Source organism: Streptomyces sp. NPDC002467 (genome assembly GCF_042889825.1).
Classification (GTDB): Bacteria; Actinomycetota; Actinomycetes; order Streptomycetales; family Streptomycetaceae; genus Streptomyces.
Map to the genome: position 1 here is coordinate 18,398 of NZ_JBIARJ010000028.1, position 13,578 is coordinate 31,975.

Below are 13,578 nucleotides of genomic sequence, written 5' to 3' on the forward strand. Positions count from 1 at the left end.
GTGGCGAGCTACGCCAACCGAAGCGCTCAGCGTGGAGGCACTGCTTCAACACCCTGGTGAGGGGGCGCCAACATCGAGTTCTCCATGCCGACTAGCTAGTCCGGGGGGCGGCCGTGACGGTGGAGGCCCGGTGTAGGCCGACCAGCGTGCGTACGGCAGGGGGAAGCCAGTCCGCCGGATCCAGTTCGTCGGCAGCGTCGATCCTGCGCAGGATCTCCGTCGGGGACGGCCTGCGCGCCGGGTCCTGACTGAGGCAGGCGATCGCCACGGCCGCGAGGTCGGCGGGCAGCAGCCGCGCCGCGCCTTCGGGCACCGTGCCGTGGGAGCCTCCGGCCGCGCCCCCCGCGTGGCACAGCACCATGCCGAACGCGTAGGTGTCGACGGCGGTGGTCAGGGGCCCGCCCGTCAGTTGCTCAGGCGCCAGGAAGCCCCGGGTGCCGATGACGAAGTCGGTACGCGTGAGTGCGGTCGCGTCCGTGCCCCGCGCGATACCGAAGTCGATCACGCGGGGGCCCTCGGCTGCGATGAGGATATTGCCCGGCTTGAGGTCCCGGTGGACGATGCCGCAAGCGTGGATGGCCTCCAGGGCCTCGGCGACGCCGAGGGCCAGCGCCCGCAGCGTGGGCGCTGGCAGCGGGCCGTGGAGCTCAAGCACCTGCTGGAGGGAGGGGCCCGGGACGTACTCCGTGACGAGCCATGGCCGCGCGTCGTCGGGGCCCGCGTCGACCACCGGTGCGGTGTGGAACCCGCTGACCCGCCGCGCTGCGTCGACCTCCCGGGCGAAACGGCGGCGGAACGTTGGATCACCGACGAGTTCCTCCCGTACGACCTTCACGGCGACCTGTCGGGCCCCGGGGGATCGGCCGAGATAGACGGTGCCCATGCCGCCCTGGCCGAGGCGGGCCGTCAGCCGGTAGCGGCCCACCTGGCGCGGGTCGTCCGCGCGCAGCGGCTCGTGGGTGAGCGGCACCGGCTCACGCATCGGCCTCGGAGTCGCCGGGACGGGTGTGAGGGCCGCGATCTGCCGGGCGTCGTCCGCCTCGGCGAGCCGGTGGATGCTCGCTGCCTTTGCCTCGGCCTCCGCCCGGATGATCGCGGCTTGCTTCTCGCCCTCGGCGCGCAGGATTTCGGACTGGCGGACACCTTCGGCCTGGAGGATCGCGGCGCGCTTGTCGCGGTCGGCGCGCATCTGCTTCTCCATCGAGTCCTGGATGGAGGTGGGCGGCTCGATGGCCTTGAGCTCGACGCGGTTGACGCGGATGCCCCACTTGCCGGTGGCCTCGTCGAGAACTCCGCGCAGGGCGGCGTTGATCTCCTCGCGGGAGGTGAGGGTCCGTTCCAGGTCCATGCCGCCGATGATGTTGCGGAGCGTGGTGACGGTGAGCTGCTCGATGGCCTGGATGTAGCTGGCCACTTCGTACGTGGCGGCCCGGGCGTCGGTCACCTGGTAATAGACGACCGTGTCGATGTTGACGACCAGGTTGTCCTGGGTGATCACCGGCTGCGGCGCGAACGGCACGACCTGCTCGCGGAGGTCGATCCGGTTCCGGACCCGGTCGAAGGGCGGGAACACCAGACTGACTCCGGGCACTAGCACGCGGGCGAACCGCCCGTAGCGCTCCACGACGACGGCCGACCCCTCGCGGACGGTCCGCACGCAGAGGGCGCCTAGGCCCACCAGCAAGAACAGGCCCACCAACGACAGTTGCACGACGCCCACAGCCCAAGCCCCCTCGGCCTCAGCACCCCCGAACGCTCAGTCTTTCAGAACTGCCCCGTGTGGCACAGACGTTGGGGACTCAAGAGGGCAGCGAGCCCCCGATCCCAAGCGCGGCGCGGCCACGCCGGAGGACATCGACCGGGCCCGCGACCTGTTTACGGAACACCTGCACCGCATCTGAGGACGGCGCGCCCGTACGGCAAGCAGCGGAAGGCCTGCCGCTCCTTGCCACGCCTCGGGGAACGGTGGCGTGCGGCGGGGGCAGCCCGGACAGCGTTCGTCACTATTGCGCAACCAACCCCTGTCGAACGTCGGCTGCATAGCCGCTCCTGCCTCGTCACCCCGCGCTCCAGGAAGCTACCGGGCCGTCATCCACCCACGTAGTCCTCGATCAGTCTGCCGATGAGCGAGAGCAGGGCGTCGGCACGGTGTCGGTCCTCACGCTGATCGCACAGGGCCTCGTAGACGGAACGCAGCCGGGCCAGGGCAGACGGGACCCCGTTTCTCACCTCATCGAGCAACTGAGTGGTGACCAAGTCCATGCACTCGGTGAACAGGCGCTGAGTGGCCGAGGCAGGAGGAGCCGGGTCCGTGGGGGCGAAACCTGAGGTCAGGTACCTCGCGGGATCCGTGAGGCTCCAACCGACCACAGCGCCATGCTGGACCAAGAGCGCAAAGTCGGGGGCAATGCCGACGCGGGCCTCCAGCGACTCGTCGAGGACATCAAGGTCTTGCAGGCAGGTCAGCACGGCGTCGCCGGGGCCGCGGCAGAGCTCCGTGGTCACGCCCAGGCGGAAGTCCCGGGTCTCGTCCGCGCGGAGACCACCCGGACGGACAAGAGGTGCGCTGGGAACGCGTGCAGCATCCTCGGCGTCGGCTGCCTCGTAAGGCAATCGGAACGCGGCGCCGAGCAGATTTCGATCGGCCGGATTGAACCTCAGCTCGTCGGGAGCGTCCCACAGCCATTCCTGGCTACCGAACGTCTCCACGAGGAAGCGCTGCCATTCGGGCACGTTTGCGTACTCCGCAATGCGCACACACTGATCCGTGAAGTCGAAGCGCGGGGTGCTGCCCAGTGGGTCGCCCGTCACCGTCGCGGTCCAGTCGCCGTCGAAGGTGAGTCTCATAGTGAATGCCGCCTCATCGAATCCGCACTGCGGGAGCCAAGTAGCCGTTCTTCGCCGGAATCCTGCCGTTCACCACGTCTGTATGGGTAACCGGCCCACCGGGGTCGGCAGGTGAGCCGCCGAGCGCCGTCGCGCCGGACTCTCCCCTTACACCGGATGGGCCGTATGCTGTGATCGCGTTGCCTGTACCGACGCCGCCACCCTCCGCCACCACGATGTCCTCGCCCTGGCGGAAGATCAGCCTTCCACTGCCCGCTGTTGAGTGGTATACAGCGTCCGGGCTCTTAAGGATCTCCAGGCCCCGCTCGTTGCTGAAGCCGTGCGTCGAATCCGCGCGGTAGTTGGCCGCCTTGTTCATCCGGTCGCCCTGGGCTCTCTTGACCACTGCGTCCGCAGTCTCGATGGCCCTTTCTCTGGCCTGCTGGGCCTTCTGCTCCTTCGTGTACTTGGGCATCAGGCCCAGCGGGTCGCACCCGCCGTGCGGGTTGTCCACGTATGAGAGGGGGTTGGGAGCGGGAGCCAGGCCGAGAGGGTCTGGGGAAGTGTAGCGGCCGGTCTCCGGGTCGTAGTGGCGGAAGTAGTTGTAGTGAAGGCCGGTCTCGGGGTCGTAGTACTGGCCGGGGAAACGAAGCGGGGTGTAGGTGCTGCTGTCGCGGGCCCAGGCGGTGGTGCCCCACAGCGTGGCCCGGGCGCGCCAGGCGATGTCGCCGGACTCGTCGATCAGTTCTGTTGGAGTGCCGACGAGGTCGGTGGCGATGGCGAAGAATCGGCGGTCGATCTCCTCCTGGCCTGGGCCGGGCGTGAGGATGCGCTCAATCTGGGCCAAGGGAACGTCGGAACGATGGTCCCAGGTGAGTGCGACCGTGTGCGGGAGATCCGGCTGGTGGCTGGTTTGTTCGCAGAGGGTCAGGCCGTCCCAGGTGAAGCGGCCCTCCTCCACCACGGTCTCGCCGTCGGCCGCCATGCGTTGCTTCGCGGTACGGCGGCCGAGGGGATCGTAGCGGTACCTCCACCGCGTTCCGTCGGGGGTGGTGACTGAGGTAAGGCGATTCTCCGTGTCCCACCCGTAGTGCCAGGTATCCGGCTTGCGGGAGAGCCAGGCCTTCTGCCTCAAGACGATCCGGCCGAGGGCGTCGTGCTCGAATCGAACACCACCTTCGCGGGTGAGGGCAGTGCCGGTATAGGTACGCGGTCCGATGGCCTCGCCGCCAGGGTGGCCGGATGGCCAGGACGCCGATGTCTGATTGCCCGCGGTGTCGTAGGCGTAGCGCTCCGTCCAGCCGTGGGCATGTACGGCGGTGACCCGGCCAGCCGGGTCAAGGTCGAAGGCGCGGGTGCCTGAGAGTCGGTCCGCAACGGATGTGAGATGGCCGTCGGCGCGGTAGGTGTAGGCGCGGCTGTTGACAGCGCTCCCACCGGCGGTGATCTGCTGCTCGGAGAGCCGTCCTGCCTCGTCCCAGGCGGAGGCCACGGTGACCATGCCGTCGAAAATGCGTGCAAGCTCCCTGCCGGCAGCATCGTGGGTGAAGTCGACACGGTGGTGGCCGGTGGTCAGACGGTTCGCCGCTCCGTCTGCGCCGTAGTCGTAGGTAGTGACGTGGCCGGTGGGGTGGTGCGGCGCGTGCGGCGGCCGAGAGGGTCATAGGCGTAGGTGAGGGGACGGCCATCCACCAACTCGGCCATCACCTTTCCCCGGCGGTCGTACTGGTAACGGAGTTGGCCATCCGGCCCGATTGCCGCCAGCAGGCGTCCGGCTGCGTCGTACGCATACGTGGTCACCCGACCGTCGACGTCCTTGGCAATCGCCTGGCCCAGCATGTCGCGCTCGAACGAGATGGTTCCACCGAGCGCGTCCACGCGGGCGGCCAGCCGCCCTGCAACGTCAAGCCGATAGGTGAGGGTGCAGCCGTCGAAGTTGGTCTCGGAGACAATGTTGTCGGCGGCGTCGTACTCGTAAGACCAATTCAGGCCTTCCGGATTGGTGACGCGGGTAAGGCGCAGGTTGGTGTCATGCTCGAACTCGTGGCGCGCGCCGTCGGGGCCGGTGCGGGACACTGGCAGGTCGAAGCGGGTGTACTCGAAGCGGGTGACCCCACCGGAGGCGTCTGTACAGGTGAGAAGGTTGCCCTCGCCGTCGTAGGTCCACGACTCCATGGCGCCGTCGGGACCGGTGCGCCGGGCGAGTTGCCCGTCGGCGTGCCACACCAGGCGCGTGACGGCGCCCGTTGGGTCCGTGATGCGGACCGGCCTGCCGAGGGCGTCCCGCTCCGTGCGGGTGATGGCTCCGGCCGGGTCGACAACCTCCGGGCAATCCCGCTGCGTTGCACACCACGCTGGTCGTGGCCCCTGCCGCGTCGGTGAGCGAGGTGAGCCGGCCAGCGTCGTCGTACGTGTAGCGGGTGGTGAAGCCGGCCGCGTCGGTGACGGCAGTGCGGTTGCCGTGCTCGTCGTACTCGTGGAGCATCAGCGAGCCGTCCGCCCCGAAGGCCTCTACTGGCAGGCCGAATCGGCCGCGCACAGTTCGCAGTTCGCTGCCGTCGGGGCGGACGGCACGAATCACCCGGCCTTCCTCGTCGTAGCAGAAGGAGGTGGTGAGACCCAGCGCGTCATTGCGCCTCAGAAGGTTGCCTCGCGCGTCGTGGGTGAAGCGGGTGGTATTGCCGAGGGGGTCGGTGACGGCCAAGAGGCGGCAGCGGTGGTCGAACAGGTGGTGGGTCGCGTGTCCGTCTTCGGTGGTGAGCGTGGTGGTGTGGAGTCCCGTTTCCGGGTGCGGCTCGGAGTACGTCAGGGCGATTTGAATGTGGCCGGCCTCGCCGCCCTCTGCCACGACGCGGTCGCGTTCGTCGTAGGTGTAGTCGTAGCGGCTTCCGTTGGAGTCGATCCAGGCGGTGACGCGGCGGCGCTCGCCGTAGACAAAGGAAGTGATGGCGCCTGACGGCTTGGTGACCGTGGTGAGGTTGTCAGCCTCATATCCGTAGCTCATCAAGGGCAGGTCAGCGCCGCCGTTGGGAGCACCGGACAAGGACAGGCCAGTGACCAGACCGTTGACCACGGACAGTTTTAGGTAGTGGCCCGCCGAGTGCACCAGACCCGAAGAGCGCATGTGCGACATCGAGGGAGATGCAGCCACCGCCATCACTTCCCTTGTCGCAGGCCGAGGCGCGCACGTACCCCACCCCATAAGGGAATCGCTGGCCTGGCTCCTCGCCCCCAGTTCGCCAGAAGCCGCTTCCTCTTGCATTCCATCAGGCAGGAACTCCCCGCCAGCGAGCGCCCCGAAGAAGACCAGAAAATGGACCAGTCCGCATTCCTAAACCACGTCTACCTATCTGTCGTCAACCGGTGGCTTGTGCGCCACGACGAGAACGGCCGGCAGAAGGAACGCTTCAACCCCATCCTCGCCATCATCAACAACTCCTCCACGCACTGGAGGTACTACCGGCCACGTGACAAGGGGCTGATCATCTCCGACAATCTGCTGTGCTTCTCCGGCGTAGCCCCTGGCTACACCCCCGAAGTGCCCCCCGCGCTCCTCGATCACGGAGTGGGAGCCCCGATGTACAAGATGCGCCGCGCCACGGTGCCCCTCGATCCCGGCCTCGGCCTAGTCATCTCCCTCGGGCGGCGGGATCTCGGTGTTTTGGGAAGCATGGCGGCCGTGGCCGACATGCGCCTCTAAGATGATCAACTGATCATCGCTCGACGGGGGAGAAGAATTGTGAGATTTGCCTGGCAGGACACACCGGGGCAGGTTCGGGACGCGGCCACCTTCATAGGTCTGCCGAACCCCGTGCTGTGGTCCGGGCCCCCGGTCCGGGAGGGTGACCTCGCCGGCTGGATGGGCGAGGTCAAGTACTTCACCCGGATCGAGATCGACTCCGTCATCACCCTGCACAGCCGCTCCGGCACCCCCTTCGAGCTGTACGGGCGGGGCGGCGACTTCCTCAATCCGGTGCGGATGGCGCGCTACGTGCCCTGCGTGATCGAGGCGGAGAACGCCGAGGAGAACCCGAAGGTCCTCGCTCTCGCGCGCACCGCGTGGCGGGAGCACGTTGACGCCGTCGTGCAGCGCTTCGGCGCTCCCGTCCGCGTCGCGGAGGACGACGACGAGGTCCTGGAGGCGATTTGGCGCCTGGCCGGCGACGAAGGCCCGGACCTGCGCCTGTGGTTGAACGCCACGCAGGTCCTGGTCCCCGACAGCCCGCTGTACACCCGCCTGCCCGGCCGCGCGCTGATTCGCCTCGACGCGCACGCCCCGCAGGACATGGCCGGCGTGACGCCCCGCCCGGTCGACGAGGCCAACGACGTGCCGGAATGGATCCCGGACTGGTATCAGAAGCACGCGGTCGATCTGGCGCGGGCCGAGTACGAGGCGTTCGAGGACGAGGACCGGGTCGTTGACCGGGTTCGGCACGCGCTCGGCGGCGCCGTCGCCGGCGGCGGATCCGTCCTCGACCTCCTCGGGACCCTCGTCGACACGCCCTTCGAGGTCCGGCCGGAGACCGACTCGTATAGCTCGCAGCACGTGTTCCGGCACCCCGACGCCCCCCAAGGCCGACTGCCCGCCCTCCACGTGGCGCACGTGATCAGCGTCCTGGCCAACCACGAGCAGGCGGGATCCGCCCGCACCGCGCAGTCGGTGGAGCCGGGCCTGACCCTCCACCACCTCGACCTGTTCGATCCCCGGGTGCAGAACTCCCTCGGCGTCACCGGCCGGGAGGCCTGCGGGGTGTGGCGACTTACCCGCGCCGGGTTCGAGAAGTCGATCGCCGGTAAGGCGTACATGATCACCCCGGCGGACGTGCTGGAACGCCTGCGCGCCGGAGCGCTCGCCGCCGGGACCCCCGAGGAGGGTGACTAGCCGTCAGAATGACGGTATGACGAGTCATGGCGGTAGGACGGTCCAGGCGTGGCGGGCGCTGGGCGGCGGAAACGGTCGGGCATTGCGCTACCGGGGGGCGGGCGGTCTGGAGGCCCGCTGAGGATCAGGTAGGTGTACCCATCGCAATCGAGAAGCACGTTCTGGCCAGCCTCGTCTGCCTCTCCGCCAGGGATGAACCCTATCTGATGCAGGGGCGTGTGGTCACCGGCCGCGGGCGGTGACCCGCCGGGTGCGGGGGAAGCGTCCGTTCTCGCCGTCCAGCGCACCGCTGCCGACTACGCCAGACGTCCTCCCAACCGGCGCCGAGGTCATTGTCCGACGCGGCGCGGGACGAGCCGTTTGCGGCGATGGGAAGCGATCGCGACAGGACTCTGCTCTCGTCCCATATCAGCTCAGGGGCGCGCGCCACCGAGCTGCTGGGCGTCCGAAGGACCGACATTTGACTGGCCCGGTCAGCGCCTGTGGGTCGCGTCGAAGGGCACGGGCGTGAAGCGGGTGGCGCCGCTGTCGCCGGACGCCTTGCTGTGGCCGGCCCGCTACGTAGCCGGCCAACGACCTGGGGAGCGGCTGGTCTCAGGCGAACTCCGCGTGACGAGGGAGGCTTGACGGCTCCCGGTCCCAAACCGTTTGCCTTCGGTGCCCGGCGCGGTGTGCCATGTGGGCATGAGCAGAATGGCGCAGGTCATCGTGTTGGCGCGGCACGAGGACGAGGTGATGGAGCCGCTGACGCGGCCGGACGAGGCTCGCACCTGGCAGGGCTGCTTCGTACAGATCCCCTGGTTCGTAGGAGGCTGGCACATCGAGTTCGAGAAGGCGCATCGGCGCCGCGGGGTGCTCAAGGACCTGGAGTCCCTGCCCTGGAACGAGCCCGACTGCGTGCAGGTCATGCTGCACGACCAGGACGACGACCTGTTCGGTCTGTGGATGTTCCGCGACGGAGTCCTCGTCGAGGTGGGCATCCCCGGCACCCAGCGAGTTCACACCGCTGCGCCGCTGTGGGACGTGGACCCTGGCTTCCTGGTCCGGACGGGTCTCGGCAGGGGAGAGGACCGGCACTCACCGGAGCGCGTACAAGACCCGCGGTTGTGCTGGTGACCCGGCGGGGCCGGACAAATACTGAAGTCGCCGCTTGCCGGTCCTGCCCGGCACCGGACCGGTTTCGTCCGGCGCCGGGCAGGACCGGCTGGGATGGGACCACAGCCGGACCAGGGCTTCACCGCCTTCCTCCAGAACGACTGGGACGCCGTCGTCAACGGCCTCACACTGAACTGGAGCTCCGGCGCCGTCGAAGGCCAGGTCACACGGATCAAGCTGATCAAACGCCGGTCCTACGGCCGAGCTTCCTTCGCTCTCCTGCGGACCCTCGTCCTTGCTGAGCCACCGTGACCGTCGGATCGGGCATGTTCATCGACTCTGTTGATGCTCATTCGGGTGCAGGGGCGGTGAGTCACTTCGCTGCCCGTCCCGCCGACGCTTGGTCAAGACGCAGCAGTTCTTCGGCGGAACAACCGGAATCGAGGTCCTCTACGAGGCAGAGATTGATTCCTTGCCCATCCCGTCGGACCTGTGCCGACAAAAGACACGAGTCTTTCGGATCGTCGATGCGCAGGGAGACGGTGTCGCCGCTGTTGAACGCGTCGTCCGCGAACATGGAACCAGCGTCGTTCGGAAGGCTGTAGAAGTTCCAGTGCCCGGCTACCGTGTCGGGGCACGATGTGCCCCCCAGCATCGCGCTGTTCAGGCTTTCCCCCGTCATGCTGCGGTCTGCCCGTAGACGAAGACGAGCGCCACCCGGACTACTCCACTCGCCCCTAAGCGCCGACTGATCAACGGGGGTCGCCTCTCCACCCGCATCGGCGCAAGCAACGCAGGCCCAGGCCAACGCGGCGACCAGTGCCGACCACCGTCTCGCTGCAGTGCTCATCTACATCCCCACATCATGCCCCGACTGAACGCGTTCAGAATAGAAGGCGGGTTCGGACGCCCTCACGGCGGGAGGTGGCCAGCACAGGATCAGCGACAGAGTCCGTCCATCCGTACTTGTCTGGGTACGCCGACCCGCATGCCGACACCGTCACGAAATATCCGCCACAGCCCATTTCAAAGAGCGTCATCATCGTCCGCCTCGGGTGCGTCGCCCCCGTGGCCTCGGCCGAGGTCGACTACGGCCGCGCCCACGGCGGCGTGACCACCGTCCCCCTCTACGGCGCCCGGGATATCGCCCTGTTGGACGTCACCCGCCCCTCGGTGGACTGGCGGGCGGTGCGAGACCCGGCCGGGCCGCCGTTCCCCGGTCGCGTGGCTGCTCGCGAACGACAAGATCGTCATTCCCGCCGGGGCAGGGGCGGGCTCGCTGCTGGTGCGCGGCACCGGTGGCGCCACGGGCCGGTTCCGGCTGGCTGCCCCGTGGCTGGGCCTCGCCGACGACATCGAGGGCACCGACCAGCTGTCGGGCTGGGTCGCCGACGACATGGAAGCCGACGCCCTGGCCGCCCTGGCCGCCCTGGCCGCGGGTCCGGTCGGGGCCACGCTGACCCGGCTCACCGCGCCCGGCGCGGGCCCCCTCGCGGTGCTCGGCGACGTCCGGGTGACCGACCGGTTCCGGTCCGGATCCGGGGCCTTGCGCATCACGCTGGAATGGCCGGCCCGCCTGCGCGGCACCACCTCGCCAAGTGGCGGCGGGGTGGTCCGCCACGGCGTCCCACAGGCGAGGACCGGCGAGGACTGCGTGTGCGAGCGGCACGACTGCGGCGGCCTGGATCCGGTCCTGTGGTGCGCCGAGCACGGGGACGAGATCGCCCCGGTGCTGGACTGGCACGCGGGCGGCGGCCTGCGCTGCGCGCAGCTCGCGCGCGGCAGGGCGGCGAGCGCGTAGGGGCTCGGTCGGGTGCGAGCGGTCCCGGCGCACCCTCGGGTGCGCCGGGGGTGGGCGTGGTGCTGTCTGGCTCCCAACTGCCTGGGATGGCATGGCGGGCCGGGCGAACATCCCCGGTCTACCAAGAGTGACAGAGTAGTGACGTTCAGTTCGTGCAAGGATCGGCGCTGGTTGGCAGGGTGCCGACCAGTGAGGAGACAGACGTGGCCAACAAGCAGGAACCCACCGAGGTCCCCGGCCTGACCGTGATCCCGGCAGAAGACCTCAAGCCCGCAGACATCGGCGTGCTGAGCGTGCGCTACGTGGACGGCGCCGCTCAGCTCGTCGTCAGCGGCGGGATTGCGCTTCCGGCTCATCTTCCGGTGGTCGACGCCGGGGGCGCCGTCGTGGCGGCCTACCTTCCGGTCGGCCCTGCGGCGGCCGCCCGGATCGGCGGCGGTCAGGGGGCCGAGACCAAGGGTCTGATCATGCAGGGGGACGGGAACTGCGTCCTCTACGCCAAATGATGGCGTGGCGGTCTGGCACAACAACCCTGGTGGCCCCCACAGGTGATGAGGATCTTTGAAGTTCCCCACCCGCGCTCAACTCGTTCCCCAGACCTGCTCTTGTTCACCAGGCCGCGCCAGCTGCTTGGGTCGAAGCCGGTGAGGGGGCCGAACGAGTGCTCCCACGCATCCGTATGAGTGGGGAGGGCGGCGGGGTGGTGGGCGCGCGGTTCAGATATGACTGACGCTGCGTCAGGGTGGGCAAGGGCTGGCGCGTCCGCGTCGCGGGCCGCCCGTCGTGCGCCTGCGCCGTGACACTCCTCGTTCCCTAAAGGTGCCCATTGAAGAGATCCCTGGTGGGGGCGCTTACTCTCGCCGCATCCGTGACCGCTCTCGCTGTTCAGGCCCCCTCGCATGCGGACGACTTCCCCTCCGCCTCGTCCGCCCACAAGACATCCCAGGCCGCTCACCACCGCGAACGGCTCGGAAACAGCCACACGACCTCATCCCCGAACGCCCCGACCCCGTCTCCTTGCAGAGCCGAAGAGAGCCCGACAGGGAATCAGCAGGTCAACTGCAGACGCGCCGATTCAGGTACGCCGTTCGACCAGAGCGAGCCCACAGTTGTTGCCCATCGAAACAAGGTGGTGGCGGCGTTCAACGAGAACGCCGGTGGAATCAACATCGGATACTCGGTGTCCCACGACGGCGGCCGGACGTGGGTCGACATGGGCAATCTTCCGCGATCCCCGGATGTGCAGCCTGACGCCGACCCACGCCTCGCCATCGATCCGGCGGGCAACATCTGGCTCACCGCCCTCGCGGATTCGGACTCGGGGATCGTCAAGCTCGCCCTGTACGAGATGCCGGCGGGCAGCGACACGTTCCGCCTCGTCTCGTTGCCGGCGGTCGGGTCGGCACCGGGCTATCAATTCGAACCCGACAGGGAACGGCTCGCCATCGCCCGCGACGGCGACGGCCGCACGCACTTCTACGTCACTTACACGCAGTACCAGGGCTCTCCCGGAGCGATTCGGGGGCCGGTCGTCCTGGCCGACTCCACCGATGCGAAGCACTGGCGCCACACGACGCTGACCGAGCCGGACCTGTGTGAACCACACTCCCCTGCCGCGGCGCCGATCGCCAAGGGGAACAGGCTCTACGTGTTCTTCCACGACCTCGACAAGGCCGCCTGCGCGCACGACCCCGATGTGGATCCCACGGTGACCGGCGGCCGGGAGGAAGTCGTCACGGTCGACGTCGAGACGGCCCGCATCCTGCGCCGGACCGTGATCGCCCCGATCCACGGAGTCGGTGAGCGCGTGGACTTGGACTGCTTCGGCCAGCAGGTGATCTCGACCGCGTCAGGCCTCGCGGGGCGCACCTCCTCCGGCTCCGATCCCACACTCGGGCCCGACGGCGTGCTCTACGTCGTATGGCCCGACCGGCCGGGCGGCTTGGGAGGCGGCTTCGACAACGCCACCAGGATCTACCTCAGCCACTCCAGGGACGGCGCGTCGTGGTCGGCGCCGAAGGTGATCAGTGGCCCGCTGTCGACGACCCACATGGCCGACCGCTTCCATCCCGCCCTGACGTCCGACGCCCACGGGTTGCACGCGATCTGGTACGAGCGGGTTCCCGACCCGGCCGGCGGACCCGACCTGATCCGCACCGACAAGGCCGATCTCACCCTCGCAGGCCGGAAGACCGGGCCCACGATCCGCAACCGCGAGCGACCGCTGTCGACCGTCCCCTGGCAGTTCCTGCCCAAGGCCCAGAGCCATTGCTACGCCGGCGACTACATCCAGGTGACCAGCAACGGCCACAGGGCCATCGCGGTCTGGGGCGACCTGCGAAACACCGTCCGACTGCCAGACGGAACGGTTGCCCACGACCCCGACGTCTTCTCGGACAGCTGGGTGACCAGGGAGCACTAGAGGAGATCCGCTATCCGAGACGGTGCCCTTGAAGGCGAGGTCCGGCGTCAGAAGGGCTCGCGATTGTTGTGGGGCCGACACCTTGGTCGGCCCCACAACGGCAGGCAGCGGACCCATGGTCGAACCCGCAACCAACTGGCGACGAAAGGCAGCCCCGGGGTTTTTCAACGAGTCTCATCACAGGTACGGCACCTGAGTCGCGACTATTCGGAACGACGGGAGATAGGGCCTGCAAGGGCCCCGCGTTCTTCAGCAGGCCGACCGACCAGGGGCTCACTCGACGCTGGCTGGTCAGGCGCGGATCTCCTCTAGGAGCATGCGCAGGGTCAGGCTGTGCTTCCCGGGCGGGAGGGGCGTCTATCGCGGCGGTGGCGTGCGCGACGCCGCCGGCCTTGTCGCCGGAGCGGGCGAGCATGAGCCCGCGGTGGAGTTCGAGGTGGGTGGCGAAGCGGGGCAGGCTCGGAGGGAGTTCGGCGAGGGCCTGGTCCTGTGCGTCGGTGGCGGCTGCCCCTGCCCGGGGGTCTCGGACTCCTCACCAGCAGCGGGGGCCTG

Annotated in this window: 10 protein-coding genes and 3 pseudogenes; 7 read left to right on the top strand and 6 right to left on the bottom strand. The window is 68.7% G+C overall.

The features are described 5' to 3' along the window. Positions 1 to 91: 91 nt before the first annotated feature. The 4 genes and pseudogenes from ACFYYJ_RS37620 to ACFYYJ_RS37635 all read right to left on the bottom strand — a co-directional run. Entirely contained in the window at positions 92 to 982 is an 891-nt protein-coding gene (locus ACFYYJ_RS37620; protein WP_389139062.1) for a serine/threonine-protein kinase, read from the bottom strand. A 36-nt stretch (positions 983 to 1,018) separates the two neighbouring features. Further along, positions 1,019 to 1,720 (bottom strand): annotated as a pseudogene (locus ACFYYJ_RS37625) (SPFH domain-containing protein); the annotation flags it as partial. 368 nt (positions 1,721 to 2,088) lie between these two features. Beyond that, complete coding sequence (locus ACFYYJ_RS37630) at positions 2,089 to 2,847, bottom strand: hypothetical protein (RefSeq protein WP_389138959.1); 759 nt, start codon at positions 2,845 to 2,847, stop codon at positions 2,089 to 2,091. Between the two features lie 13 nt (positions 2,848 to 2,860). Continuing rightward, positions 2,861 to 5,935: pseudogene (locus ACFYYJ_RS37635) on the bottom strand (RHS repeat-associated core domain-containing protein); the annotation flags it as partial. Between the two features lie 204 nt (positions 5,936 to 6,139). Between ACFYYJ_RS37635 and ACFYYJ_RS37640 the strand changes: the two are divergent. From ACFYYJ_RS37640 to ACFYYJ_RS37655, 4 genes are all read left to right on the top strand, one after another. Then, a complete protein-coding gene (locus ACFYYJ_RS37640) occupies positions 6,140 to 6,526 on the top strand; it encodes a hypothetical protein (RefSeq protein WP_389138961.1) in 387 nt (128 codons plus the stop codon). Between the two features lie 39 nt (positions 6,527 to 6,565). Continuing rightward, positions 6,566 to 7,708, top strand: coding sequence for a hypothetical protein (locus tag ACFYYJ_RS37645; protein WP_389138963.1), 1,143 nt, complete (start codon positions 6,566 to 6,568; stop codon positions 7,706 to 7,708). A gap of 684 nt (positions 7,709 to 8,392) precedes the next feature. Continuing rightward, the gene (locus ACFYYJ_RS37650; RefSeq protein ID WP_389138966.1) at positions 8,393 to 8,824 is read left to right on the top strand and encodes a hypothetical protein; all 432 of its coding nucleotides are present in this window, start codon (positions 8,393 to 8,395) and stop codon (positions 8,822 to 8,824) included. A gap of 93 nt (positions 8,825 to 8,917) precedes the next feature. Continuing rightward, on the top strand, positions 8,918 to 9,115 hold the full coding sequence (locus ACFYYJ_RS37655; RefSeq protein WP_389138968.1) for a transposase: 198 nt from the start codon (positions 8,918 to 8,920) through the stop codon (positions 9,113 to 9,115). A 61-nt stretch (positions 9,116 to 9,176) separates the two neighbouring features. Here ACFYYJ_RS37655 and ACFYYJ_RS37660 read toward each other — a convergent pair whose 3' ends face one another. Beyond that, positions 9,177 to 9,380, bottom strand: coding sequence for a hypothetical protein (locus tag ACFYYJ_RS37660; RefSeq protein ID WP_389138970.1), 204 nt, complete (start codon positions 9,378 to 9,380; stop codon positions 9,177 to 9,179). 708 nt (positions 9,381 to 10,088) lie between these two features. Between ACFYYJ_RS37660 and ACFYYJ_RS37665 the strand changes: the two genes are divergently transcribed. From ACFYYJ_RS37665 to ACFYYJ_RS37675, 3 genes are all read left to right on the top strand, one after another. Then, a complete protein-coding gene (locus ACFYYJ_RS37665) occupies positions 10,089 to 10,604 on the top strand; it encodes a hypothetical protein (RefSeq protein ID WP_389138972.1) in 516 nt (171 codons plus the stop codon). 203 nt (positions 10,605 to 10,807) lie between these two features. Then, the gene (locus ACFYYJ_RS37670; RefSeq protein WP_389138974.1) at positions 10,808 to 11,110 is read left to right on the top strand and encodes a hypothetical protein; all 303 of its coding nucleotides are present in this window, start codon (positions 10,808 to 10,810) and stop codon (positions 11,108 to 11,110) included. A 626-nt stretch (positions 11,111 to 11,736) separates the two neighbouring features. Next, the gene (locus ACFYYJ_RS37675; RefSeq protein WP_389138976.1) at positions 11,737 to 13,026 is read left to right on the top strand and encodes a hypothetical protein; all 1,290 of its coding nucleotides are present in this window, start codon (positions 11,737 to 11,739) and stop codon (positions 13,024 to 13,026) included. A gap of 291 nt (positions 13,027 to 13,317) precedes the next feature. Here the strand turns inward: ACFYYJ_RS37675 and ACFYYJ_RS37680 are convergent. Then, positions 13,318 to 13,528: pseudogene (locus ACFYYJ_RS37680) on the bottom strand (XRE family transcriptional regulator); the annotation flags it as partial. Positions 13,529 to 13,578: the final 50 nt, after the last annotated feature.